Here is a 24,847-nt window from a genome sequence, read left to right as displayed (position 1 = left end):
CCCGCCTCCTGCTACCACAAGCTGTTTTCATTGGTGCGCCTAACAATCTGATTCACGGCAACCAGAATGATCGCGTTGATCACGGAATTGAACAGGCCGATAGCCGTCGAGAAGCTGTACTGCGCATCTACCAGACCCGAACGGTAGACGAAGGTGGATATGACATCCGACGACTCCATGTTCAGCGAGTTTTGCAGCAATAGAATTTTCTCGAAGCCTACCCCAAGCAGACTGCCCATGCTCAAAATCAGGAGAATCGTCATCGTAGGGACAAGCGTCGGAATGTTTATATGGCGGACGCGCTGGAAGCGCGAGGCTCCGTCGATAATCGCCGCTTCATGCAAGCCCGGATCCACCGCGGACAGCGCCGCCAAATAAATGATGGTGCCCCAGCCCGCGCTTTGCCACACTCCCGAGAATACATACATCGTTTTGAACCACTTCGGATCCGTCAGGAAATCCGGCGCGTCGAAGCCCAGCCATTCGATCAAATGTACGACAATGCCTGTCGAGGGCGAAAGAAATGTAATGATCATCCCCGCCATGACGACGACGGAAATAAAATGCGGCGCGTACGTGACCGTCTGGGCCGTCTTTTTGAAGAAGCCGCTCTTCAGCTCGTTGAAGGCCAGCGCCAGAATGATCGGAATCGGAAATCCGACAGCCAATTCATACAGGCTAATGCTGAGCGTATTCCAAAGCAAGTCCCAGAAGTAATAGGATTCAAAAAACCTCACAAAATGATCGAATCCCGTCCACGGACTTCCCATGATCCCTTTGGTAGGAATGAAGTTCTTAAACGCGATTTGGATGCCATACATCGGACCGTACGAGAAAATAAGAAAATAAAAAAACGCAGGGGCAATGAACACATAAAGCTGCCAGTTTTGGAGCACCTTTCTTAAGCCGCGGCTCTTCACCCGTTCCGGCCTTGTCAGCGCGCTTCCCGTTAGTATACCTTTAATCTCCTGCATAGAATCCCCCTTTCCGGTTTCATAAATGACGCCTCGGCTGCTGCGAATGATTTCGATCGAGCCGGCGCTTACATCTACAACCATAGACCAAATATGAAAAAACCGTAAATATGTCATTTTCGTTCCGGGAATGAAAGCGCATTAATTATGGGCTAAATCGATGTAGTCGAACTAATCCGAGTTTTCTGACAACAAAGAAGATGTGTCATTTTTGTGCCGAAAACCCTGATATATCGCGGTCTGCAAAAGTTACCACTCCTGTTTTCCTTTTTCGTCCGGGCTCTTCGTGCGGGGAAAAAGGGGGAAAACAAAATCAACATGTATGCGTTTACATGAATGTTGATGGGTTGTCGCCGTGCATGCTGAGCCGTGCATGCTGAGTTGAAACCGATAGTGTCTTAGACTTGCCTCTGCGTGACCACGTGATCCGGCCAGCTCATAGCCTGGGAAATAACTGTACTAGGTACAGCTAATTGTGCCATTTATCCCCAAGTAACAAAAATAACTGGATTTGGTGTATCTAAAATCTCGGCAGAGTAACGATACTCGTCGTTCTGCTCGAATTAGATACATCCAATCCAGTTATTTTCATCATTTTGAGTTAAAGGCTGAAAATAGATACATGAATTACAGTTACTGAAAATCGGACTTACAAACAAACAAAGGCTGTGCAGGATTCCATCCCGTACAGCCTTTCGGTTTACATATAGAGTGCCGCAAGCAATATGCCCAGGCTCTTCTGGTAAATTTCCTCCAGCTGCGTCAGCGGCAGCGGATTAACGCCCCTGCCCACCTCAATCGTAAAGCCGGGCCGCCGCCAATCCTGAATAAACCAATCCTTCAGTCCAGCCGAGCTGTCCGCATATCTGATCGGCTGATAGCCGCTTACCCGGGCGAATTCATTTACGATCGGTTCCGCCTCGGGAGGCTCGAGCCCTTCAAAGCCCCAATAAATAACCTCGCCCTGCGTGTGAAATGCCAAGATCCGGCTGAAATTACTGTCGCGCACGAGCTCCGCCATCGCCTGCGATTCCGGTTCGGTAAGCGGCTCCGTTCCCGCGTAATCCCGGGGAGCAGGCGATCGCGGGCCGCGGGCCGCTTCCCGTTCCCATAGAGCAGGATATTGATTGTTTAAATCAACGCCGCGAATATTCGCCTTCCAGCCGCTAAAATCGTAGCTGCCGCCATTAATTTCCAGAACCTCGCTGCGGAAAGGCTCCGCAACCGGCACCCCGCCGACGACCAGATCCACCCCGTCCGGATTGACCATCGGGACAAGGGACAGCGTTGTCGTCAAATAAAAGGGATTCATCGCCAGTCCGCGAATGCTTCCGCCGCCTGTCAAAGCGATTAAATATTCGTTCAGAAACCGGATGAGCACCGGGGTCGTGATCCACTCGTTGCCGTGGTAGGAAGCATTCACATGCACCTGCTTGGGCCCCCGGCCGATCCGGATTTCCGGTATAGACTTTCCCATGACCGAAGAACCGATAGACTGCCGTCGCATAAAAGGATACAGATCGGCCAGCCGATTCAGATCTTCCACCATATCGGCGTAATCATACGGCCTTGCCGTCTGTACGACCAAGCCCGTCACGCGGCTCGGAATCTTGATGATCTGGCCGATGCGCAGAGCGTTCGGCTGCACATCGGGATTCAGCAGCATCAGCGAATCAACGGGAACGCCCTTCGTCCCGGCAATCCTCCACAGTGTATCCCCAGAGACGACCCGGTAGTCTGTCGTAACGTATCCCGGAATCTCTACCGTCTGTCCGGGCATTAATGCGCCCGGATTCAGGTCAGGATTGGAATCAATGACCAGCTGAACCGGCATCCGGAACAGCTGGCCGTATGCCCATAACGAATCTCCCCTCCGAACGGTAATGATCATAACCCCACCCCCAAAGCGTAAACGGCTGTCGCTGGTCACGAACCGTTAGCTGCAGCTTTGCGCAGCTCGGTTCTGTGCCGTCCTTTGGCAGCTACTGCTCGTTACATGCCTATTCGCCCATTTGATATAGTGTATGGCGGGGATGCGCCGATTGTTCTCGGAATATCGCTTATACCGGCACTTGTTCGAACACGCCTTCCAGATAAGCCTCCAGATCTACCTTAATCGGCATAAAATAAATATGATTGCCCGTTTGCTTCGTAAAAGCCAGCGCCCTTCTCGAAAATTCGATATTCCATTCCAAGGTAGGCGCGAAGTCTATCGGAAACACGACACGGTTTCTCGTTTCCCAATAACGCTGCGACTTTTCGGACACGACCGGCGATACGCCCCAAAATACTTCCGTGCCTGCCAGCATTTCAGCGTAAAGCTCCATCAAGCGCAAATCAAAAAACGGCTGCGTAAAAAATCCGTCGGCTCCGGCGTCCAGCTTCCTCTGTACATATTCGTATTCGTCACGGATGCTGCCGCGATACTGATCAATGGCCGCATATACCTTCAAATGCGGATGCTCCTTCTTCAGCTTCGCAATCAGATCGACACACGTTGTCGGATACACCGTCCGTCCGCCGTCTTTCGGCACATCCCCGGTGACGACAAGCAGCTCCTTGATCGCATACGCTTCCAAGGCATCGAGGAACGGAACCGTATCCGTGCAGTCAAAGTCCATGGCCCGTATATGCGGGATGCTATGATTGAAGAAGCTCTTCGCCATACAGGCGGCATCCCAGCTCCTCAGGTCAAATCTGGTCAAATCCGGTATATTAATCGTATTGATCGAGGGGAAGCCGCTCTTGATCAGCGACAGCTCCGACTTCAGCGCCTTCTCGTCTCTCGGTACGAGCTCTATTGAAATTCTCACTTGTTAGTCTCCTTACTCCGCTATGCATACTTGTATATAAATTCATAATAACGAATTTATATTCAATATACCAATAAGGATAATAGTGTCAACTTATTATTATTTCTTATAATTGAACAAAATATCCTCAGCTTCGCGGTTACTCCTCTCGCAAATCGCGGTTTTTACGCCGCCGAACATTTCGATGCGGAGCTTCTTGAGCTCTCCGTCATCTGTATAGGTAACCTTGCCTTCTACCCCGTTCGGATAAAATAAAAGAATGCCGGACTCTTCCCTATAAGGGAAAAGCTCAACTTTAAACCAAGTCCGCTGAGCCAAATACAGCTTCCCGTTCTCGTAAGACAAGCTGAACGGCGCATCCGGTGCGTCCGGTGACGAGTAGCTGCCGGCCGCCGCCTTTAGCACGCGGTCGTGCACTCGGATCGTTTCATAGCTTGGCGGCGGTGCAACCTCTTCGCCAAGCGCAATTCGGGCAAGAGCGGTGCATATCCTTCCAACCTCGTTGGAAGCGAGATTGGACAGCACGATAATCGTCAGGTCCTCGTCCCGGTAATGCTTCATTTCGGACATAAAGCCGTTAATGCCTCCGCCGTGCCCAGCGACCCTGCGGGATCTACCATTAATTTCTTCATTATATAGGAACAGACCGTAACCATAATGTTCCATGTAAGGGGTTGTCATGCGCACGTAGGTGGATTCCTTGATTAATCGATGAGTGTGTAGGGAAAGTCCCCAAATATACAGGTCTTCAATAGTGGAATAAAGGGCTCCCGCGCCGGACGGAATAGACATGTCGATAAATTCCGCATTAACGACGCTTCCCCATAATTCATAGCCGGAGGCCCGGTTCTTGACAAGCTTGCGGGCGGAGTCATGGCCGGACTGAATCATTCCGAGCGGCTTCAAAATCGTACGATAAATGTAATCCTCGTAAGACAGTTTCGAGACGCGTTCAATTATTCCGCTTAACAGGACGTATCCGGAATTGCTGTAATCGAACCTCTCACCGGGCTCGAACAGAAAGGGCTTGTCCGCGAAGGAGGCGATCGTCTCCTCGATGCCGGAAGCAAGCCTGATGTTGCTCCAATACGCTTCGGAGCTTGTAAAGTTCGGTATTCCGGAGGAGTGGGTGAGCAGATGATGGATCGTAATGCGGTCACCATCGGGAAATTCAGGCATATATTTGGATAAGGGATCATACAGGTCGAGCAGCTTCTGGTCATACATCATCAGGATAGCCATCGCCGTAAACTGCTTGGTTATGGAGCCAATGCGGAACGCCGTCCGGGGGGTGTTCGGGATGTCGTGCTCGAAATTAGCCATCCCGTATCCCTTGCATAAAGCAATTCTCCCTTCACTGGCTGCCAAGACGCAGCCGTTCAAATAGCCCTGCCGGGACAGCGTCGTACAGTAATCGTCCAGACGCCGGCTCAGCACTTCATTCGAGAGCAGACCCGCTTTATGCATCAAATCAACCTCCGTTATCCAAAAATTAACTTTTTGCAATTTCATCATACCGTACATATGTTCGGTTTGCAAACTTTTTTTGGACTCGGAGACTGCTTCCGGAATTTCCAGGCGCGTCCGCTTACGGCGCCGAACGGAAGCTTTCGATAAACTGCTTCGAGCGCGCCGGCAAGTAATGATCCTTTAGCCATAAAATGCCGACATCGGACTGAAAATCAGCGTCCTCGATGTCGAGCATTTTGACGACTGTCGTCGGGAAGGAAGACATGACCGACTTCGGGAAGACGGTCGCGCCGATTCCCCCGGCGATAAGCGACATGATGATCGCGACGCTCGAGCATTCGCAGACGATATTAGGCTCAAAGCCGTGGCGCTTGCATTCATTCACCACTTGCTCGTGCATGCGGGTCGTTTTGTCTGTCTTTAATGTAATAAAAGGGAAATCGGCCAGCTGCTTCATGCTGATCGCCTGCTTTCCGGAATACTCCGTCCACGAGCTCGGGATGACGGCGACGAACGGATCGGACGGCAGCGGCAGCACGCAATACTGCTGAGGATGCGTCTGCGCCTCGAAAGGCAGCCTTGCGACGATCAAGTCGATCGCCCGTTTTTCCAGCTGCTCGCCCAAATAAAAATGGTCGCCTTCGGATATTTTGAACGTGACCTGCGGATACTTTTCCCGAAACTGCTCGATGCGCTTCGGCAGCAGGGAGATGCAGGAGACGACGGAGCCGATCGACAGCACGCCGCGCACGCCCTCCTCCATTCCCTTTACTTCCCGCAGCGATTCGTCGAACTGCAGCAGCAGCGATTCGGCTTTTTGCTTGAGCAGCTCACCCGAGGCCGTCAGCGTCAGCCCTTTCCCTCCCCGGTCGAACAGCTTTACGCCGAGCTCTTCCTCCATCAGCTTAAGCTGTCTGCTGAGCGGCGGCTGCTCCATGTTAAGCAGCTTCGCGGCGCGTGTAACCTGTCCTTCCTGAGCAATCGTCAAAAAATATTTGAGCTGGCGCAAATCCATTCGCTTCACCCCGTTCATCCATACCGTAAAAGTATGACACTTCAATAAAATAGATATTTTAAATATAGCGCATGAAGTGTTAGCATTCAATTAAGGATAAGTAAAGGGAGATGAACCGCTTGCTTCAATCACTTACAATCGAACTGACCAAAACGAAAAAACAACAACCGCCGGCCGATCAGCTCGGATTCGGCAATTATTATACGGATCATATGTTTATTATGGATTATGAGGAAGGCAAAGGCTGGCATTCGCCGCGCATCGTGCCGTATCAGCCGATCGTGCTTGACCCTGCGGCAAAGGTTTTCCATTACGGGCAGACGATTTTTGAGGGCTTGAAAGCGTATAAAACGGATGACGGCCGGGTGCTGCTCTTCAGACCGCAAAAAAACTTCGAACGGATGAACCGCTCCAACGAACGCCTGAGCGTGCCCGAGCTTCCTGTCGATGACGCCATCGAAGCGCTGAAGCAGCTTCTGACGGTCGATCAGGACTGGATTCCGTCGGCGCCGGGGACATCGCTCTACATCCGTCCGTTCATCATCGCGACGCAGCCGCAGCTGGGCGTAGCTCCTTCGACGCATTACTATTTCATGATCATTATGTCGCCGGTCGGCGCTTATTACAAGGAAGGCGTCAATCCGGTCAAAATTTTCGTAGAATCGGATTACGTCCGGTCTGTAAAGGGCGGCGTCGGCGAGGCGAAAACCGCGGGCAACTACGCGGCCGGCCTTAAAGCGCAGGAAGTCGCTAAGGAAAAAGGTTATTCCCAGGTGCTGTGGCTCGACGGCGTGCACCGCAAATACATTGAGGAAGTCGGCAGCATGAACGTGTTCTTTAAAATCGCAGGAACGGTCTATACGCCGGCGTTGAACGGAAGCATTTTGGCCGGCGTGACACGCGGCTCCATCATTGAGCTTCTGAAGCACTGGAACATTCCTGTCGTGGAGCGTCCGATCACGATCGAAGAGCTCTACGAGGCGGACCGTAACGGCCAGCTCGAAGAGGCGTTCGGCACCGGCACCGCGGCTGTCATTTCGCCGATCGGCGAGCTCAACTGGAAGGATGACGTGCTGCTCATTAACGGCGGCAATACCGGCGAGCTGTCGAAGAAGCTTTACGACACGCTGACCGGCATTCAAGTGGGCAAGCTGCCGGACCCGCTCGGCTGGATGGTTGAAGCAACGGTCGTCCGCGCGTAGCTCGGAAGGCTCCGTATAGTTACCTTCTAATAATGAACGGTTACCATTGATGCCCGCTTATTCGAGCGCCGGCCTCGGGGTAGCCGTTTTTACATGTTTGTTACTTTCTGCTAATCTTGCAGCCATTTATACATCCATTTAGCTTGCAACCAGAGTGCACTTTGCACATCAGATCGACAGACTTCTATCTCTCTCAGCAACCAGACTGCACATCGTACATCAGAACGACAGACTTCTATCTTTCTCTGCAACCAGACTGCACTTCGTACATCAGAACGACAGACTTCTATCTTTCTCAGCAACCAGACTGCACTTTGTACATCAGAATTCCCGAATTTTCTCGCCCCCAACCTACTTTGGCCGAAATCCGATGTAAAAATGCACCAGAACTCGCGTCAGCCTCTCTCATGTCAGGTTTCCGCTGCACTATGTGCATCAGAAAACTAACTTCCCGTAACTCAACAGCTAGACAGCTTCATCAGAAAGATAGATTTTATCGTTGGACTGACATACAGCAGCATATAAAATTTACTCATCGAACTCATCCAGATTACCCGCTTCCCTCCTCAACCCCATGCTCAGCAGCTGCTTCTTCGCAATCTCAATCAATTCCCATTGATGATGAAAAAGTCCCATAGAGCGGAGATCCCGTATGAGCCCAAGAATCTCAATCTCCGAAGCCGTCGACATGTAGTCGCGGACATGCTCGGGAGCCGGATTCTTTTGGCGCTTAAGCGGAAACCGCTTCAATGACGTTGTATCCTCCGGGACACCTGCAATTCCGATTCCATCCCATGTATGAAAAACAACCTTTTTCAGTCTCCCTATATGTAAATCCCTCAAATAATCAAATACATCCCCAAACGGCTCCAGTCCAAACGCCTCGATCACCTTCTGCGCTACACCACGCCCTTGTTCGTAATAATAATCAGGCTTACCCGTAATTAATGACGGATACCTTTTCGCCAATGCCGTGAAATCGTTCTCGGATATGCCTGCGTGTGCCAATTCGATTGCGATCGGATAATAGCAAAGCAGCCGCAAAAAATCTTTAAAATCACGGGCTACGATTTTGACCGGGTCATCAAAACTCATTGGCTCGACTCTCACAATATAAGCTTCCTCCAATGAATCCGCCGTGCTGAAATCCGTCAAAAATGCGAAATGAATGCCGTCCGCCCCCGGCCAGGCAAAGGAAACCGCATCCAGAGGCGTATTTAAATAATGAATATCGTCATATCCGAAATATAAACCAAGAAAGTCCTTTCCTGCGCTAAAATCGATATACTCCGACTGTCTAGCCATTTCGGATACCCGTTCCAGCAAGAGCGGCTTACCATCATAAGTTTTACGTTTAAATGGCATTCAATCACTCCCCACATTTTCCCACGCTATACGTCCATCTTACTGAAATAATCTAACGTCGGAAACCGAGTAAAGTGAATTTTTTTTAGGCGGGGCGGCGGTACAATGGCAGAAGACTCTAACGAATCGGAGGAATTGCCATCATGAAAACCCGCTCTAAGCGCAACAGTACGATCCTGCTCTCATCCCTCATTCTCGCTATCGTCGCGGCGGCGGCCATTTTGACGGTGAATCGCGACCAAAGCGGGCAGCAAGGCGGAAGCGCCGCGCCCGAAGGCTTCGCCTATAATGCCGACCCGTCCTATTACACCGAAAAATACCGTCCGCAATACCATCTGTCGCCGGAAACCAAAAACATGAGCGATCCGAACGGCATGGTCTATTTTGAAGGGGAGTACCATCAGTTTTACCAGAGCAGCGGCCAGTGGGGGCATGCCGTAAGCAAAGACCTGCTGCACTGGGAGCATCTGCCGCTCGCCATCGTCAGGGATGAGCTGGGCGACGCTTGGTCCGGCAGCGCCGTCGTCGATTGGCAGGACACGACCGGCTTCTTCGGCGGGAAGCCCGGGCTTGTCGCGATTTTCACGTCTGTCAAAGACGGCATCCAGTCGCAAAGCCTGGCCTATAGCAGGGATAAAGGACGGACATGGATCAAATACGAAGGCAATCCGATCCTCCCGAATCCGAACGTCAAGGATTTCCGCGACCCGAAGGTGTTCTGGCACGAGCCCTCCGGAGCATGGGTGATGGTCGTTTCCGTCGACAAAAAGGTATGGTTCTACCGCTCGCCCGATCTGCTGCACTGGGAATGGAGCGGCGAATTCGGCCCGGGACACGGCTCCCACGCCGCCGTATGGGAATGCCCGGACCTGTTCGAGCTTGAGGTCGAAGGCACCGGCGAGAAGAAATGGGTGCTCACCGTCAGCATCGGCAACAATACGCAAACGAAGGGCTCCAAAGCCCAATATTTTATCGGCACCTTCGATGGCCAAACGTTCAAAAACGACAATCCGCCATATGAGAAGCTATGGACGGATCATGGCAAGGACTTTTACGCGGCTGTCTCCTATTCGGACATTCCCGCGGAGGACGGCCGCCGCATCTGGCTTGGCTGGATGTCGAACTGGCGTTATCCGTTCTCCCTGCCGACCGGGACGTGGAAAGGGAATATGTCGATCCCGCGCGAGCTGAAGCTTCGCAACACCGGCGCGGGCATCCGGCTCGTGCAGGAGCCGGTCAAGGAGCTCGAACGTCTGCGCGGAGCAGCCCGCAAGCTCAAAAAACAGACGCTAACCGCGGGTCATCATCCGCTGGAGGGGCTGAAAGGCACCTCGTTCGAAATGGAGCTGACATTTACTCCGCAAGACAATACGAAAGCGTTTGGCGTCAAGCTTCGGAAAGGGACCCGCGAGGAAACCCTCCTGCGCTACGACACGGCGAAGCAGGAGCTCGTGCTCGACCGTACGCGCTCGGGCGAAAGCTCGTTCGAGGCCGGCTTCGCGGAGCAAATGGCCGCCCCGCTCCCGCTTAAGGATGGAAAAATCAAGCTCCGGCTGTTCGTCGACGACAGCACGCTGGAGGTGTTCGCAGGTGAGGGCGAAGCGGTCATGACCGCCATCCTCTTCCCGAATCCGGTGAGCAGCGGGCTTGAGCTGTTCGCCGAAGGCGGGAAGGTAACGCTGGACAAAGGCGTTTACTACCCGATGCGTTCGGTTTGGCGGAATGAGAATCCGGACGGCAAAGCTCCGCTGCGCATTTTGTTAAGCCAGAACAAGCTGCATCTCGGTGAAGGAAAATCGCAAAGGCTTGAAGCCGACGTTCTGCCTTACGGAGCCAAGCAGCAGGTCGTTTGGAAAATAAGCGATGCCGGAGTAGCCGAGGTGATCCCAGACGGAGACAGCGCCGCTACCGTTACGGGCGTTAAGGAAGGCGCTGCCGAGCTCCAGGCGATGACGGCGGATGGTACGGTCATGAAAAGCATCAATCTTTTCGTGGAGAAATGAGAGAAAGTCCGGAACGCTTTGGCGGTCCGGGCTTTTTTTGGGTGACGAATATGGAAAAATGTTTGAGCGGTGGCGGAATCTGGGTAAATAGGGGGGACGACCATGAAAAGAGGTGAACGAGCATGAACGAATTCGAGAAGGACGCTGACCGGGCGGAGCGCAAGGGAAAAAGGGATCATCCCGAGCAGTATCCGACGGAGAAGGAAAGCCTGTTCGACATGTACAAAAGCCAGCAAACGGTCGATCCGATCCCGGTCGAGGATCTGAAGCTTCAAGTGGAGGACGAGAAAAACAAGGAAGAAACGAAACACCGGTCCTCAAGCGAGAACAAGTACAAAGGCGGACAGGAATAATCCGGCATGATGTTGGCAAACTAATTTGGTTCAATTTGTATTCAATGGAGGGATACTAAATGGGCGTTACAAAGGAAAAATCGCAAGAGTACGATCAAATGCTCCGCGTAAAAGATAAAGTCGCCGTCATCACCGGCGCGGGCTCCGGAATCGGACGCGCCGCCGCTCTGAGGCTCGCCAGCCATGGCGCCAAAATATGTCTGCTCGATCTGAACAACGACCGGACCGAGGACGTGGAGGAGCAAATCCGCGAGCTCGGCGGCGAATCCTTATTCGTGGACACGGATGTGTCCGATCCGGAGCGCGTCCGGCAGGCTTTTGAAGCCATTTCCGAAAAGTTCGGCCGCATCGACATCGTTTTTGCGAACGCGGGCATTAACGGCACGCTGTCCCCGATCGAGGATTTCCCGCCGGAGGAGTGGGACCAGACGCTGACGACCAATTTGAAGGGCACCTTCCTGACCGTCAAATATGCGATACCGCATATGAAGCAGTCCGGCGGCAGCATCATCATTACAAGCTCGATCAACGGCAACCGCAAGTTCGACGGCTTTGGCTTTGCCGCCTACAGCTCCTCCAAAGCCGGACAGACGGCCTTCGCCAAGATGGCTGCGCTTGAGCTGGCCCGCTACAAAATCCGGGTGAACGTCATCTGCCCCGGCGCCATCAAGACGAATATCGGGGAAAGCACAGAACCGACGCCTCAGCTGGACAAAATAAAAATACCGGTCGAATATCCCGAAGGCAGCCAGCCGCTCGAGCACGGGCCTGGGCAGCCCGAGAATGTCGCCGACCTGGTGCTGTTCCTCGCTTCGCGGGAATCCAGCCATATTACCGGCACCGAGATCTACATTGACGGAGCCGAGACGCTTCTATAAAACCCGTTCTTAGAATTTCAAAAAAAGGTATGCTCCCGGCGCGGACCATCAGGCTCCGCAGCCGGTGCATACCTTTTTATCATATCTCCATGCGTTGCCGCCGCTTAGCCGTAAAACGCGACAAGCTCGCGAACGACGGCTTCAAGCGATCCGTCGACGCGCGTCTGGCGCTGCGGCTTCTCGAACAAGGCCCGGATTTGTTCCGGGAAGGACTGCTCGATGCCGCACAGCTCGATCGCTTCATTGAACTTGGCAGGATGCGCTGTAGCCAGCGAAACCGTAAGATGCTGCCCGTCGCCGTATTTGTCGGCGGCCGCTACGCCGCATGCCGAATGCGGATCCAGCAAATAGCCGGTTTTTGCCTCGTAGCTCTTGATCGTGTCCAGGCATTCCGCCCCTTGAACGCCGTGCGCCCCGAATTCGGACTGCACTTTGCTCAGCGCTTCACCGGAAATGACAATTTGTCCTTCCGTCTTGAACTGCTCCATCAGGGTACGGATTTGCGCAGCGTCCTCGCCGAGCACGTAGTACAGATAACGCTCGAAGTTGCTCGCCACCTGAATATCCATCGACGGGCTGTAGGTCGTACGGAAGTCGCCCGGCTTGTAAACGCCCTCCAGAATGAAGCGCTCCAAAATATTGTTCTCGTTCGTTGCGAGGATCAGTTTGCCGACGGGAAGCCCCATACGCTTGGCCAGATAGCCTGCAAAAATGTCCCCGAAATTGCCGGTCGGCACGCTGAAGCTGACTTGCTTCGCGCCCGTTTGCTTCGCCACCTGGAAGTAAGCGTAGAAATAATAAACCGTCTGCGCCAAAATCCGCACGAAGTTAATCGAGTTAATCGCCGCAAGGTGGTGGCGTTCCTTAAAGTCAAGATCCGCGAACAGCTCCTTGATCATCCGCTGGCAATCGTCAAAGTTGCCGTCTACGGACAGGTTCAGCACGTTGTCCTCTTGTACGGTCGTCATCTGCAGCTCCTGCACCTTGCTTACCTTGCCGTGCGGATGCAGAATGCAGATTTTGATGCCATCCTTGCCCTTCACGCCCTCGATTGCGGATGCGCCGGTATCGCCGGAGGTCGCGCCGAGAATGTGGATTTTCTTATTTTGCTTCGCAGCTACGTACGTATATAGTTGGCCCATAAACTGCAGGGCGATATCCTTAAACGCAAAGGTCGGACCATGGAACAGCTCAAGCAAATACAAATCGTCCTTCAGCTTGCGGACCGGCGTTACCTCCGGATGGCGGAACGTCGAATAGCTCGCGTAGACCATGTCCTTCAAATCCTGTTCGGGAATTTCTCCGTTCGTGAAATACGAGAAGATCGCCAGCACCAGCTCCTGATAGCTGAGCTCCTGCCATTCCTTCAGCGTCGCTTCGGAAAATACGGGAATCTCATCCGGGACGAGCAGGCCGCCGTCATTGCCCAGCCCCATCATGAACGCGTCGATAAATCCGATTTTGCCAACGTTGCCTCTTGTACTAATGTACTCCATCTGTAAATAGCCTCCTACTTGCTAACAATTGATCATCGAATATAGTTAATTAAATCATAACATCGTTTCCGATAATAATCGAATGTTTTCCTATCAATATAACAATTTTCCATAAAAAACGTACCGTTCGAGGGCAATGGCCCTTGACCGGTACGTCGTGCCGCTATTTAAGCGAAAGACGCGACGATCGCCGCGATTTCCGCTCTAGTAATCGTTCCCTTCGGCCGCAGGGTGCCGTCTTCGTAGCCTTCGATGACGCCGGCTTCCGTGAGCGCCTCGATCGCTTCCTTCGCCCAGCCGGATACGCTTTCGGCGTCGGTAAAGCTGTCGGCTTCCCCTGCTTCCGGCAGCCGGTCCTTGACCGCACGGTACAAAATGACAAACGCCTCTTCCCTCGTCATCTCCCGGCTAGGTCCGAAGGTGCCGTCCGGGAAGCCGCTTACCAGGCCAAGCGCGTAAATGCCGTTTATATATTGGCTGTACCAGAGGTCGGACGGAGTATCCGTGAACGGTGCTTGTCCGCTGTCCGGCTCAAGCCCTAGCAGCCTGAATATAACGGCTGAAAATTCCGCCCGGCTCATCCGTTTGTCCGGCTTAAAGCTTCCGTCCGGGAAGCCGCCTAAAATGTTCTTTTCGGCCAGCTTGTTGATCGGTCCCAGCGCCCAGTGCCCGGAAATCTCGGCAAAAGCGGGCTCCTGCCCGGTTTCACCCGGACCGGTTGACGGCTCTTCTCCGCCTTCCCCTTCCTCTCCCTCATCCGGCGGGGTTACCGGTACCGTTACCGGACCGGTCGCCTTCGGTGGAACGGCGATCATGATCCAGCTGATCTGCGGATCGGAGCTCGAGGCGCCGGCGTCAGCCGACCGGTGCACCGTAAGCTCCAGCTGGCCCGCTTCGACGTTCACGCCGTCGTACGCCAGAACGTCGCGGGCATTCGTAAACACGTAGCTGGACGTCAGGGTCGTACCGTTCAGGATAATATCGGCCTTGCGGTTGCCGTTCGAGTACTGCGCCCATGGATCGTACAGGCCGACATAGACGTCGTACTCTCCGTTTTCAAGCTCGAATTTGTAAGTCAAATCGTCGCCGGAATTGCCTAGCAGATAACGCAGGGAACCGAATAAATCCCCGGAGCTCGTTCCCGAAGCATTCGTGCTGTCTCCGACATAACCCCAGGTTTGTCCGCTCGCCGGATCGTACTTCTGGTCGATCACATCGCCGTTAAGCACGTCCTCCTTTCCCATCAGACCGGTCATATCCAAATAATCCGCCGTCGCTGCGCCGCCGGCGTGAACGAAATACGCTTTGCCGTCCGGAACGACGTACAGACGATGGTCCAGTTTTTTATTCGCCAGCTCAGGCAGCACGCCGCTGATAAGCACAGGACCCGGCTTCAGGAAGCTCTCATCCGTCACGCTCCAGGTAACGGGCGTATCGATCGTCCGGCCATCCGACAGCGTTACGTTCAGCGAAGACGGCAGCTGCGGCGCTTCTCCAAGCTTCGCGCTGGCAGGCAGCTCCGTGTTGACGGTTACCCGTCCCATGCCGTCCAGCATGCCCAGCGTCCACTCGTCATGCCAGCGCAGGGCGATTTCATCGTTTTGGCCGAATTCGATCGGCAGCCATACGTAACGGGAGTCCGCCAAATCGCTGCTTTTCCACCGGTCGCCCATGTAGATGAACTTACCGGCTTCCGGATCTACCGGAATGACATTCGTGCTTTGCGAGCTGAAGGTCGTCGAGCTTCCGGGCGCCACCTCTCTCATTGTCTTCCAAGGCCCCATAATGTTATCCGCCACCGTATATTTGCCTACGTTCGGATCCCAGCCTGTCGCGCCGGAGGTGATTAGATAGTATTTGCCCTGGTATTTGAACATCGCCGGCGCCTCGCGCTGGGCAAGCGGGAAGACACGCACGTAGTCGGTGCCGTAAACGGCTTTGTATTCGCTGTCGCGCTTGCCGTCCCCGTCCTGGTCCCAGCCGACGACGTCGGTATACGATTCGTTCAGCTTGGAGATGTAGATCGTGAGGTTCTCCTCACTGGAATAGATCAGGTAAGCGGTGCCGTCGTCGTCCTTGAACAGCGTCATATCGCGGGCCATGCCCGGCTGGTTCGGCTGCCCGTCGTCCGTCGCTCCGGCCGGGACTCTGTCCATCCGATTGCTTTCCTGATAGACGAACGGCCCTGTCGGCGAATCGCTCAGCGCGTAGCCTGCCTCCGCTTTCGCGTAGTTGGCGTTTGACGTGGCGGACGGACCGTCCGTATGCATCCACATGACGTATTTTTTAGTCGTATCGTTATAAATGACCTTAGGACGCTCGATGATCCGGTTCGTCCCGATATCGTTCAAGATGTCCGCTTTGTCCTCTCTTCCGGCGTAAAGCCCGGAGATAAGCGGGTCGGTTTCAAAAGAGACCATCGACTCGATCGCGGTAAGCGCGAGCCCCTTATCCTCCCAGTTGTACAGATCCTTCGAAGCGTAAACCCGCACGCCCCGCGCCGGCAAGTAGCCGTTCGTTTTGTCTTCGCCGTACCAGTAATACGTTTCCGTTTTCTCATCGTACATGATGCCGGCCCCGTGAGCCTGGATGACAGCGCCGTTCGTGTCCCTCCACACTTCGCCCGGCTTGAAGGATGTATTCGGAACGTTAAGCGCCAGCGCTGCGATCGCTCCCGACAGCTTGCTGATCGCCGCGCGAATTTGCTCCTGAACCGCAGGCTCTGCGATATCGGCCCCGCTGTCTTCGAGCGACTTCAGCAGCTCATCTGCTTCAGCAATAGCCGCGTTCAAGACCGATACGCTGTAAGGCGTGTAACCCGTATTGCCGCTTTCCGTCCGGGCCTCCTCCAGCTTGCTTGCGAGCTCCGCCAGCGGTACGGTTCTATTCTGCCTGACGATCAAATAGTTAATAAGCGGGTCGTTGTGAACCGTAAGGGCGGCCGATTCCGGTCCCTGAATATGCACATTCAGCTCGCCGTCGCTGACTCCGATTTTCCGGTACGTTTTCTCGGTTAGTGTACCAGAACCGCCTATGGCGAGGTCGCCTCCCGATACGTTCGTTTCCTCCAAAAACAAGTTCACGCTTCGTCCGCTCCACGGATTCTGGAAGCCGAAGGTGATATCGTATTCTCCCGCCGGCAGCTCAAATTTATATTCAAGCGACTTTTCCCTGACTTGAGGGCCGTTATAATATCTTAAGCTTCCCGTTTTTGCGGACTGGTCGCTGACGCTCGCCGCGCTGGTCGCCGTTACCAGCCCCCATGCCTTCCCTGTCGCCGGATCGTCCGCATAGGCCTGCTCGGTCAGCGAAGCGTACAAGCCCAGCTTGTCTCCGGCTTCCGCCGTTGCCGGTGTAGAATCCCCTGCGTTAACGAAGTACAAAATGTAATCGTTAGCCTTCAGCTCCTGCTCCGTAAAATCGGCCTCGGCCGCTCCGCCTTCCTCCGCCGCAGCGTAGACCGGTGCGGCAGCGGTCAGGACGGATGCCGCGAGTGTGCAGCTCAGTGCTGTCGACATCCATTTTTTCATATTCAACAATCGTTTTCCTCCTCCAACATCGGTGATCGCCCATTTATGAATGCGTTTCCAAGGATGCTTGCGGAACGTCATCACGAATGATAATGGAGGTGGGATTATGTGGCAACTGAACAATATGAACATCGGTGAACTGGCCCGGATTACCCGCTTCCGCCACGGTTTCGGATCATAAATGTTCACTGTAGTTAAATTTTTGCATAGGCCCGGCGGTCCCGGATAACGGTATTTCCCGGTTGATACGGAAGCGGCCTTCTTTCGAAAGGGCATAAATCTTTAATGGTATTGATAATGACTTATCCTTTTCGCAGCTCTATAATGTGGTATAACGAAACTATGCGGACAATGGCGGGACCGAGACGGACGAGAATGAGATGGAGGTGCGGGTGCGCTATGCGGTACGAATTGACAATAGAGCAGCGGGACGAAATCATGGGACGGCTGACGGAGGAGCAGCGCCGCTTCATTCACCATGAGCTGGTGAGAGGCAGGCGGACGCTGTTCGCCCGCCAGCTGGCGCGCAAAAAATGCCAGTTCATCCCCGAGGAAGCGGAATTTGAGGACATTGAAGCTTTTATCGAGGAATGGGACTATATCGGCTTTACGGACAGCGGCGAGGTATCGCCCCTGACGAAATGCGAATGCGGGCGCTCGCTTCGCTACCAGCATCAGGTGATGCATATCCCGACGAATACGATGCGTTACTTCGGCATAGAGCATTTGCAGCTGCATACGGGCATCGACGCGAAGGCGATTTCGGCGATCATGAAGGGCTTTGACGTACTGGACGGGGAAATGAACGAAATATTGTACAAATACCGCGAAGGCTGGCAGCTCGGCCAGCATGTTTTCCTGCCGCTTCCGGACGGGCTGGATATCCCTGCGGACATTCAGGCCCATATCGACGCCGGTCTTCCGCTGCTCGACAGGCAGCTGCTCCGGCTGCGCGGCAGATTGCGGGAGCTAGACCAAGCGGACCGGCGCAGGCGTATCGCCGCTGCGATGTCCTTGAATGAGAGGAGCTCGGGCGATGAGACCGCCTTGTCCGGCAATGCTGCAGGTGCGGCGGATACCCATGACGATGAAGGCCAAGGGGCTTTCCTATTCAACAACGACGCTGACGGACAAGGCGCATTTGTGTTTGGCGATGAGGACAACGGACAAGGGGCATTCGACTTCGGTGACATGTCCGCTGCGAAACCCGCAAAAAGCGCGAAGACCAAACCGGCAGACAAGGATAGCGTTCCGTTTGCGGAGCTCGCTCACGGCCTGGATGCAGGTCGCGCAGGAGCCTCCGCCATATATGCGCCGAGGAGCTCCAACCCGTTCCACCTTCCCTCTTCCGCGCAAAAAGTAGCCGATAACGCGTTGAAATATGGCCGCATCAGCGCACTCGCCGTTTCGGAGTTTCTGATCGAGCAGAAGCTTGTGCAGGACGTGCGGATGACCACCGGCAAGCCGGACATTTATATAGCCGTCGCGGCTTATTTGGACAAGCTGGCTTCGGAAGGCAAATGCGAGCTCGTGGCCGCTGACTCGGAGGACCGTGTTTATTCCCCGCTTACTTAACGGCATTGATCCTTGCGGTTAGGAGATTCTGCCCTATATCTGCCTGGGGTTGGAAGCATAGGACATCCTACCCCGGCATAACATTTGCTTCGGCATCCTTTCAAGGAAGGCGGGCCTTTGCTGAGACGGGCGCCTGCCGGATGGGAGCCGATCCTGCTATGAAAGAGGTGTAGAGCTCTTGACTGGCCTGCTTATTTGCCGCATTCGACAAAACTGGTGTCCGTTATTATTTTGTGGAACAGGATATAAGCCCGAATCCGCTTGAAAGCGTAAAAATAAGCCTCGATTATTTGCGGTCCGCCGGTTTGGCTTGATCTCGCTCCTGATCGCGGCATCCTCCCGAATGTCCCGCTTTCGACAAAACGTCAACCTGACCTTCACCGAACGAAACCCTTTTGAAACGTACCCGCAGGAGCAAATTGAGAACACAAAACCTATAAGCCCTCACCAAGGCTGCGTGCTGTTCGACATGACGGAGCAAGCCGGCGAGCTCGTGAAGGAATGAGGGCTTTTTCGGCCGTTTCTTTATGGTAATTTATGGAATGACCTAATACATCTAAGCTAGCATTCACTATTGTTTCTGATGTTGATGGCATGTCCCCCTTTTTGTTTGTCGAGCTGCCTTTCCGGGAGTTTTCCGAGCTGAACCGCGATGGACTCGTTTCTGGACAACTGTCGCACCTGCAGGCCCATTTCAGCGTACTTGCGCCGAATCCGATCCAAATGTATTTGTCGAATAACCACATTATTTCCTAGGAAATGTATATTGCCGAAACCGACGAGAAAAAAAACAGCATCTATGACGAAAGCTTATTGACCTAAAAAGACAAATACCCCAACTTCCAAGGAGCATTCATGCACTTATGACGATTAACTGCAAGTTTTATGCGGGTTAGCTTGTTTGGACAAGCAGCTCATTATCAAACTACGCGCACATCCCGCTGCCCTTCCTGACGCAGCATATGGAAGACATCCATGTCACCGGTATACGCAGCTTTAACAGCAGCATTTGACGATGGGTGCAGAAGTCGCTATGAAACTCACACACAAAATTGTCAGGTGGATAGTCTACTGTAGTTTGTGCAGCAGAAGAGCGGGAACCCGGTGCTGGTTACCGTTCTGATGCAGGTTATGCAGCAGAACGGCGGGAGCCCGATGCTTCTTGCCAATCTGATGCAGTTTATGCAGCGAAATGGAGCTAAATCGGCTTAATGTGCATTAAGAGACGGATTTCTACTGCAATCATGCAGCACAGCACATTCAACCGCCGTTTATGTTAGGCTTCTGATGTAGAATGTACAGCAGAATAGCTTACCTTACCTTCCGTCAAAACAAATCCAGCTGCCGAGGAGGCAAAGGTCTTGTTTCCTGCCCAAGCAGCTCCATCAGCCGCCGCGCATTCGCGGCCGCATCGCCGCCCGAATTGTTGTTGAAGATGACGCAAATGTGACGGCTCCCTTCCTCCAGCTCCAGGAGCATGTCCCTCCACTCCCGCAATTCCTCGTCACTGTACCGGTAAAGGTAACGCACCTCCCGCCAATTGGGCGCTCCACTAGACATCCAGCCGGATGTGTTTCTGCCGTGGAAACGGACGATCGTCACCTCGTCATGCGTCGGCACAAGCACTGTCGGCACCGATCCGGGATGCACCTGCGGCTCGTCGCAGACGCTATGAATCCAGCCTTCCCTGCTCATGAACGCCAGCGTTTTATCCCGCAGTTCTTCGCTGAACCAGCTTTGATGGCGGAACTCCAGCGCAAGCGGAAGGTCCTCCATTCTTTCCTTGGCGACGCGCAGCAAATTGACGTTCTCCCGGGTGCAATCGAACCACGGCGGATATTGGAACAAAACCGCTTTGCACTTGCCCGCCTCCACGACAGGCTGGATCGATGCCTTAAATGCGCCGAACATGCTCTCCATGTCCTCATCCGAATATTTTTCGCGCGTATGTCCGGTCATGCCCTGATAGGCTTTGATCACAAACGCGAAGCTCTCTCCCGTATCCGCCGCCCAGCGCTCGAACAGCTCCGGCTTATGAATGGCGTAATAGGAGCTGTCGACTTCGACAACCGAAAAATATTTGCTGTACTGCTTGAGTCTATTCTGGGCCGTAACGCCCGTACCGTAAATGAGATCATGGTCGCCCCAGCCGGCGAGTCCGATTGATATCATAATTTTTCACCGCTTTTCTCGTTTTGAAGCTGTATGCTACTATTTTACCCGTTCAATTCCGGAGATGAAAGCGTGTGAAACGGCCAGTCAATTTACAGATGTGAAACTTAAATTTGTATCATTAACAAAAAGACCAAACCACCCCGGATGACAAAAAAGGGATGGTTTGACCTCTTCTTCTTACGGCCTCGACCACCTTCTTACGGACATAAACGCCGCTTAGAGGGATAATAGAAGCAAGCGCAGGCATCCAGCGGACAGGAAAGCAGCTTAGATCGCTTTGAAGCATCGGTTTCTTTTCATGACCTGCTGTAAAATCCCTAGATGACCATTAGGACGGAAACCAAGCACAATTTGCTGTCTAAGCTTCTGTTTTGTCCATTAGCCCATCAGAATCCCATGCCGTCTCCCGGAATCAGCCCTTAATGGAGCCGATCAATGCGCCTTTGGCAAAATGCTTCTGCAAAAACGGATACACCAGCAAAATCGGAACGGTTGCCACCACGATGACGGCCATCTTGATCGTCTGCTCCGGCGGCATCACATAATCGCTGCCAAATTCCGACGTATCGCCCGCCAGGCCGCTGGCCAGCACGACGATTTGCCGCAAAATAACCTGCACCGGCCACTTGGCCGAGTCGTCGAGATACAAGATCGCCGGCAGGTACGTATTCCAATACGTCACGGCATAGAACAGCGAAATGGTTGCGATCGCCGGCATCGACAGCGGAATGACAATTTTCGTAAAAATGCCCCAGTAGCCCGCTCCGTCGATTTTAGCCGATTCCTCGAGACCGTCCGGCAGGTTCTGAAAGAAATTGCGCATAATGACCAGATTAAACGCATTGATCGCCGACGGCATAATTAGCGCCGCATAGGAATCAATCAAGCCCAGCTCCTTGACGACGAGAAAGCTCGGAATGAGGCCCCCGCTGAACAGCATCGTAAAGACGACGAGGAACATGAGCTGCTTTCTTCCGTACAGATGAGGCTTGGACAACCCGTACGCCATCAGCGCGGTCAGCAGCATGCTGATCAGCGTGCCGAACAGGGTGACCCCCACCGATACTGCCAGCGCCTTGAAAACGACATTCGTTGAGAAAATAAACCGATACGCCTCGAGCGACCATACGGTCGGGATCAAGACGAACTGTTTCTGAGCAAGCTCGCCGACGGTCGTGAAGGAGCCCGCAATGACATGAATGAACGGCAGCATGGTCACCGCCGCAATCACGAACAGCAATGAATAATTTAAGACGTCAAATACCCGGCTTCCCGTCGATTTATCCTGCAGCATGGCTTAAACGTCCCCCTCTCTTTAGTAAACGCCTTCTTCTCCGGCTTTTTTGGCCAGCTTGTTCGCACCCATGATGAGCAGCAAGCCGACAAGCGATTTGAAAAATCCGACAGCCGTGCTGAAGCTGTACTGCCCCTGCTTTAAGCCCGCCGTGTACACATACGTATCGAAAATTTCCGCCACCTCACGGTTCATCGCGTTAAGCAGCAGGAAAATATGCTCGAAGCCAAGCTCCAGTACGTCCCCGATTTTCAGGATGAGCAAAATGATGATGACGCTGCGGATCGACGGAAGCGTAATATGCCAGATTTGACGCATGCGGCCTGCCCCGTCCATGCGCGCCGCCTCGTACAGCTGCGGATCGATGGCAGCCATTGCCGCCAAATAAATGATGGTGCCCCAGCCGGCTTCGCGCCAAATGATCTGCAGCACGTACATCGGCCTGAACCATTCGTTGCTCATCAGAAAGTTGATTTTTTCAAAGCCCATCCAGCTGAGCAGCTCGTTAATCATGCCGCGGTCCATCGACAGCATGATGAACGAAATCGACACAATGATGACCCATGACATGAAGTGAGGAATGTAAACAATCGTCTGCACGAAACGTTTAAAGAACGAATGTCTCACCTCGTTAAGCATTAACGCCAGCAAAATCGGCACCGGGAAAAAGAACACCAGATTCATCACAAACAAAATCAGCGTATTGCCGAGAATCATAAAAAACTCGGGATCCTGAAACAATCGTTCGAAATGGGCAAATCCCACCCACTCGCTGCCCGTTATTCCCTCGTAAGGCTTGTAATCCTGGAAGGCGATCAATAAGCCGCCCATCGGCACGTATTTGAAAATCAGGAAAAACAGGAGCCCCGGCAAAATCATCAGGTAGAGCGTCCTATCCTTCCAAATTTGCCCGGCTCTGCTTTTGCTCTTCTTCAAGGCGAACGCCGGGGCGGTCTTGGCCGTTGCTTCCTTCATATCTCATCCATCCTTTCTCTGCCGGGCGGGAGGGAGCGGCTTGCTGCCGCCCCCGCTTGCGCCGGCGCCTCGAGTCCCGCTGCCCGGCTTCTTTTTTAGCCTGCCGCGTTGAATTCGTCGATAATTTTTTGGCCGCCGTCCTTCAGCCATTTGTCGACTGCCTTCTGGAAGCCCGCTTCGTCAATGTCGCCCATCATATACTGATAAGTTGCGTTTTTGATCTGCTCCTGGAGACGTACGCCTTGCTCGATGAAAGTAACCGATTCAAGCGATGTCGTCGGGTCGTTGATCAGAATGCTTTCGTTGTCCAGAATCATCTCCTCGGACTTCGCTTTCACCGGCAGCTGGAACTCAGGGTCAAGCAGCTCCGGAATCGTGCTCTGGCCGCCGACCTGCAGCGACTGGTAAGGCTTCACTTCACGGTTCGTCAGCTTCGTATCCTCGTTTGGCACGACTTTTCCGTTATTGATCGTATGATGCTCCCCTTCAATGCCCCAATAGATCAGATTGGCGAGCTCCGGCGTCATCAGCTTGTCGAAGAAAGCAAGAATCTGCTTCAGCTCCTCCTCCGATTTCACGGCGCTCTTAGGGAACAGATATACCGTGCCGTAGCCGGCCGTCGACCAGATGCCCGTTCCTTTCGGCCCTTCGATCCGGTTCTGAAGGTCCAGCTCGCCTGCCGGGTTGACGTCCTTCACCTTATCCGACAAGCTTTGAACGTCGCCCAGCGCTCCGATGTACATACCGGCTTTGCCGCTTGCGAACAGGTTTTGCTGGTCGGTCTTGGAGGTAACCGGGAAATCCTGGTTGATCAGCCCCTCCTCGTGCAGCTTCTTGAAGAAGTTCATCGTATCGATATATTCCTGGAACATGAACTCCGGCAGCAGCTTGCCGTCCTTCTCGCCCCAGTTGTTCGGCGTTCCGAAATAGGAGCTTACCGTCTTGAAGGCGCCGAAGATCAAATCGCTGCGGTCGGTCAGGCCGATCGTGTCGTTTTTGCCGTTTTTGTCCGGATCGTTTTCCTTGAACGCTTTCAGCATCGCATAAAGCTCGTCGATGTTTTTGGGAGCGGAGAGTCCCAGATTATCCGCCCAGTCCTTGCGGAAAATAATGCCTTGACGCGATAACGCCACTTCCCTGTAGAGCGAATAGATTTTGCCTCCGACGGACGTGTTGTTCAGCACATCCTTATTGAGCTTGGCTAAATTCGGATATTGATCGATCAGATGGCCGACTTCCCAGAACTGTCCGTCCTTGATGGCGTCCCTGAACATTGTGAGCGAGGCCGCGTTTTTTAATTGAACGGCCTGCGGCAGCGAGCCGGTTGCGAACGAGGCGTTGATTTTATCGTCGTAGCTGCCGTCCGGCACCCATTGAATGCTGAGCTCCGTGTTCGTCTTTTGCTCGATCAGCTTTTCGATCTTATCCGAAGGAACCTCCGGCTCGTGCAGGTTGAGCATAAGAGACAGCTTGAACGGGGCTGCCGGCTTATCGGTCGCCGTACCGCTTCCTCCGTTAGCCGCCGGACTGGATGGATTGTTCGCGTTGCCTTCGTTGCCCGTACCGCACCCAGCCATTAAAACAATAGACAGCGCTGCCGCCATCATGACGCTTTTCTGTTTTTTTCTCATCGTTCGACCTCCGATTGGTTCGATGTTGGCCTTGCCCCATGAGCATAAGCCGCCGGCTGCCGTTTCGGAAATAATCCCTTGATTTGCCGCTGTTTTTC

19 protein-coding genes are annotated in these 24,847 nt (G+C 53.5%); 7 read left to right on the top strand and 12 right to left on the bottom strand.

From position 1 onward, the window contains the following. Positions 1-11 precede the first annotated feature (11 nt). The 5 genes from KP806_RS18980 to KP806_RS18960 form a co-directional block, all read right to left on the bottom strand. The gene (locus KP806_RS18980; RefSeq protein WP_224725315.1) at positions 12-974 is read right to left on the bottom strand and encodes an ABC transporter permease; all 963 of its coding nucleotides are present in this window, start codon (positions 972-974) and stop codon (positions 12-14) included. Between the two features lie 700 nt (positions 975-1,674). Further along, positions 1,675-2,865 (bottom strand): M14 family metallopeptidase, encoded by a 1,191-nt coding sequence (locus KP806_RS18975; RefSeq protein WP_224725314.1) that lies wholly within the window; start codon positions 2,863-2,865, stop codon positions 1,675-1,677. Positions 2,866-3,034: 169 nt separating this feature from the next. Beyond that, on the bottom strand, positions 3,035-3,787 hold the full coding sequence (locus KP806_RS18970; RefSeq protein WP_224725313.1) for a methylenetetrahydrofolate reductase: 753 nt from the start codon (positions 3,785-3,787) through the stop codon (positions 3,035-3,037). A gap of 99 nt (positions 3,788-3,886) precedes the next feature. Then, positions 3,887-5,254: a serine hydrolase domain-containing protein gene (locus KP806_RS18965; RefSeq protein WP_224725312.1), complete on the bottom strand. Its 1,368-nt coding sequence runs from the start codon at positions 5,252-5,254 to the stop codon at positions 3,887-3,889. A gap of 121 nt (positions 5,255-5,375) precedes the next feature. Further along, positions 5,376-6,272 (bottom strand): LysR family transcriptional regulator, encoded by an 897-nt coding sequence (locus tag KP806_RS18960; RefSeq protein WP_224725401.1) that lies wholly within the window; start codon positions 6,270-6,272, stop codon positions 5,376-5,378. A gap of 119 nt (positions 6,273-6,391) precedes the next feature. Here KP806_RS18960 and KP806_RS18955 point away from each other — a divergent pair, with 119 nt between their 5' ends. Next, positions 6,392-7,474, top strand: coding sequence for a branched-chain amino acid aminotransferase (locus KP806_RS18955; protein WP_224725311.1), 1,083 nt, complete (start codon positions 6,392-6,394; stop codon positions 7,472-7,474). A gap of 528 nt (positions 7,475-8,002) precedes the next feature. On the opposite strand, the gene KP806_RS18950 is transcribed toward KP806_RS18955, so the two are convergent. Beyond that, the gene (locus KP806_RS18950) at positions 8,003-8,839 is read right to left on the bottom strand and encodes a hypothetical protein (protein ID WP_224725310.1); all 837 of its coding nucleotides are present in this window, start codon (positions 8,837-8,839) and stop codon (positions 8,003-8,005) included. 143 nt (positions 8,840-8,982) lie between these two features. Between KP806_RS18950 and KP806_RS18945 the strand changes: the two genes are divergently transcribed. From KP806_RS18945 to KP806_RS18935, 3 genes are all read left to right on the top strand, one after another. Further along, positions 8,983-10,842: a GH32 C-terminal domain-containing protein gene (locus KP806_RS18945; RefSeq protein WP_224725309.1), complete on the top strand. Its 1,860-nt coding sequence runs from the start codon at positions 8,983-8,985 to the stop codon at positions 10,840-10,842. A gap of 122 nt (positions 10,843-10,964) precedes the next feature. Next, positions 10,965-11,195 (top strand): hypothetical protein, encoded by a 231-nt coding sequence (locus KP806_RS18940; RefSeq protein ID WP_224725308.1) that lies wholly within the window; start codon positions 10,965-10,967, stop codon positions 11,193-11,195. A 59-nt stretch (positions 11,196-11,254) separates the two neighbouring features. Next, on the top strand, positions 11,255-12,073 hold the full coding sequence (locus tag KP806_RS18935; protein WP_224725307.1) for an SDR family oxidoreductase: 819 nt from the start codon (positions 11,255-11,257) through the stop codon (positions 12,071-12,073). Positions 12,074-12,177: 104 nt separating this feature from the next. On the opposite strand, the gene thrC is transcribed toward KP806_RS18935, so the two are convergent. Then, on the bottom strand, positions 12,178-13,569 hold the full coding sequence (gene thrC, locus KP806_RS18930) for a threonine synthase (RefSeq protein ID WP_224725306.1): 1,392 nt from the start codon (positions 13,567-13,569) through the stop codon (positions 12,178-12,180). Positions 13,570-13,736: 167 nt separating this feature from the next. Then, the gene (locus KP806_RS18925) at positions 13,737-17,099 is read right to left on the bottom strand and encodes an S-layer homology domain-containing protein (protein WP_224725400.1); all 3,363 of its coding nucleotides are present in this window, start codon (positions 17,097-17,099) and stop codon (positions 13,737-13,739) included. Between the two features lie 399 nt (positions 17,100-17,498). On the opposite strand from KP806_RS18925, the gene KP806_RS18920 reads away from it, so the two are divergent. The 3 genes from KP806_RS18920 (at position 17,499) to KP806_RS18910 (ending at position 19,430) form a co-directional block, all read left to right on the top strand. Further along, entirely contained in the window at positions 17,499-18,674 is a 1,176-nt protein-coding gene (locus tag KP806_RS18920; RefSeq protein ID WP_224725305.1) for a DUF3895 domain-containing protein, read from the top strand. Positions 18,675-19,017: 343 nt separating this feature from the next. Further along, on the top strand, positions 19,018-19,179 hold the full coding sequence (locus KP806_RS18915; RefSeq protein WP_224725304.1) for a hypothetical protein: 162 nt from the start codon (positions 19,018-19,020) through the stop codon (positions 19,177-19,179). An 89-nt stretch (positions 19,180-19,268) separates the two neighbouring features. Then, positions 19,269-19,430 carry a hypothetical protein gene (locus KP806_RS18910; RefSeq protein WP_224725303.1) on the top strand — a complete coding sequence of 54 codons (162 nt, stop codon included), beginning with the start codon at positions 19,269-19,271 and terminating at the stop codon, positions 19,428-19,430. A 570-nt stretch (positions 19,431-20,000) separates the two neighbouring features. Here the strand turns inward: KP806_RS18910 and KP806_RS18905 are convergent. From KP806_RS18905 to KP806_RS18890, 4 genes are all read right to left on the bottom strand, one after another. After that, entirely contained in the window at positions 20,001-20,846 is an 846-nt protein-coding gene (locus KP806_RS18905) for a DUF72 domain-containing protein (protein WP_224725302.1), read from the bottom strand. A 415-nt stretch (positions 20,847-21,261) separates the two neighbouring features. Beyond that, positions 21,262-22,143: a carbohydrate ABC transporter permease gene (locus KP806_RS18900; protein ID WP_224725301.1), complete on the bottom strand. Its 882-nt coding sequence runs from the start codon at positions 22,141-22,143 to the stop codon at positions 21,262-21,264. Between the two features lie 21 nt (positions 22,144-22,164). Next, the gene (locus KP806_RS18895; RefSeq protein ID WP_224725300.1) at positions 22,165-23,118 is read right to left on the bottom strand and encodes an ABC transporter permease; all 954 of its coding nucleotides are present in this window, start codon (positions 23,116-23,118) and stop codon (positions 22,165-22,167) included. A gap of 95 nt (positions 23,119-23,213) precedes the next feature. After that, on the bottom strand, positions 23,214-24,749 hold the full coding sequence (locus tag KP806_RS18890; protein WP_224725299.1) for an extracellular solute-binding protein: 1,536 nt from the start codon (positions 24,747-24,749) through the stop codon (positions 23,214-23,216). Positions 24,750-24,847: the final 98 nt, after the last annotated feature.

Origin of the sequence: Paenibacillus vietnamensis, from assembly GCF_020169515.1 — a bacterium.
Lineage (GTDB): Bacteria > Bacillota > Bacilli > Paenibacillales > Paenibacillaceae > Pristimantibacillus > Pristimantibacillus vietnamensis.
This window is presented reverse-complemented; position numbering and strand designations above follow the sequence as displayed.

What these genes read in the sequence shown, in the direction of transcription:
- KP806_RS18940 (WP_224725308.1), top strand. Translation starts at nt 10,965, where the DNA reads ATGAACGAATTCGAGAAGGACGCTGACCGGGCGGAGCGCAAGGGAAAA.
- KP806_RS18945 (WP_224725309.1), top strand. Translation starts at nt 8,983, where the DNA reads ATGAAAACCCGCTCTAAGCGCAACAGTACGATCCTGCTCTCATCCCTC.
- KP806_RS18920 (WP_224725305.1), top strand. Translation starts at nt 17,499, where the DNA reads ATGCGGTACGAATTGACAATAGAGCAGCGGGACGAAATCATGGGACGG.
- KP806_RS18935 (WP_224725307.1), top strand. Translation starts at nt 11,255, where the DNA reads ATGGGCGTTACAAAGGAAAAATCGCAAGAGTACGATCAAATGCTCCGC.
- KP806_RS18980 (WP_224725315.1), bottom strand. Translation starts at nt 974, where the DNA reads ATGCAGGAGATTAAAGGTATACTAACGGGAAGCGCGCTGACAAGGCCG.
- KP806_RS18890 (WP_224725299.1), bottom strand. Translation starts at nt 24,749, where the DNA reads ATGAGAAAAAAACAGAAAAGCGTCATGATGGCGGCAGCGCTGTCTATT.
- KP806_RS18960 (WP_224725401.1), bottom strand. Translation starts at nt 6,272, where the DNA reads ATGGATTTGCGCCAGCTCAAATATTTTTTGACGATTGCTCAGGAAGGA.
- KP806_RS18925 (WP_224725400.1), bottom strand. Translation starts at nt 17,099, where the DNA reads ATGAAAAAATGGATGTCGACAGCACTGAGCTGCACACTCGCGGCATCC.
- KP806_RS18910 (WP_224725303.1), top strand. Translation starts at nt 19,269, where the DNA reads ATGTCCCCCTTTTTGTTTGTCGAGCTGCCTTTCCGGGAGTTTTCCGAG.
- KP806_RS18900 (WP_224725301.1), bottom strand. Translation starts at nt 22,143, where the DNA reads ATGCTGCAGGATAAATCGACGGGAAGCCGGGTATTTGACGTCTTAAAT.
- thrC (WP_224725306.1), bottom strand. Translation starts at nt 13,569, where the DNA reads ATGGAGTACATTAGTACAAGAGGCAACGTTGGCAAAATCGGATTTATC.
- KP806_RS18895 (WP_224725300.1), bottom strand. Translation starts at nt 23,118, where the DNA reads ATGAAGGAAGCAACGGCCAAGACCGCCCCGGCGTTCGCCTTGAAGAAG.
- KP806_RS18975 (WP_224725314.1), bottom strand. Translation starts at nt 2,865, where the DNA reads ATGATCATTACCGTTCGGAGGGGAGATTCGTTATGGGCATACGGCCAG.
- KP806_RS18915 (WP_224725304.1), top strand. Translation starts at nt 19,018, where the DNA reads ATGTCCCGCTTTCGACAAAACGTCAACCTGACCTTCACCGAACGAAAC.
- KP806_RS18950 (WP_224725310.1), bottom strand. Translation starts at nt 8,839, where the DNA reads ATGCCATTTAAACGTAAAACTTATGATGGTAAGCCGCTCTTGCTGGAA.
- KP806_RS18965 (WP_224725312.1), bottom strand. Translation starts at nt 5,254, where the DNA reads ATGCATAAAGCGGGTCTGCTCTCGAATGAAGTGCTGAGCCGGCGTCTG.
- KP806_RS18905 (WP_224725302.1), bottom strand. Translation starts at nt 20,846, where the DNA reads ATGATATCAATCGGACTCGCCGGCTGGGGCGACCATGATCTCATTTAC.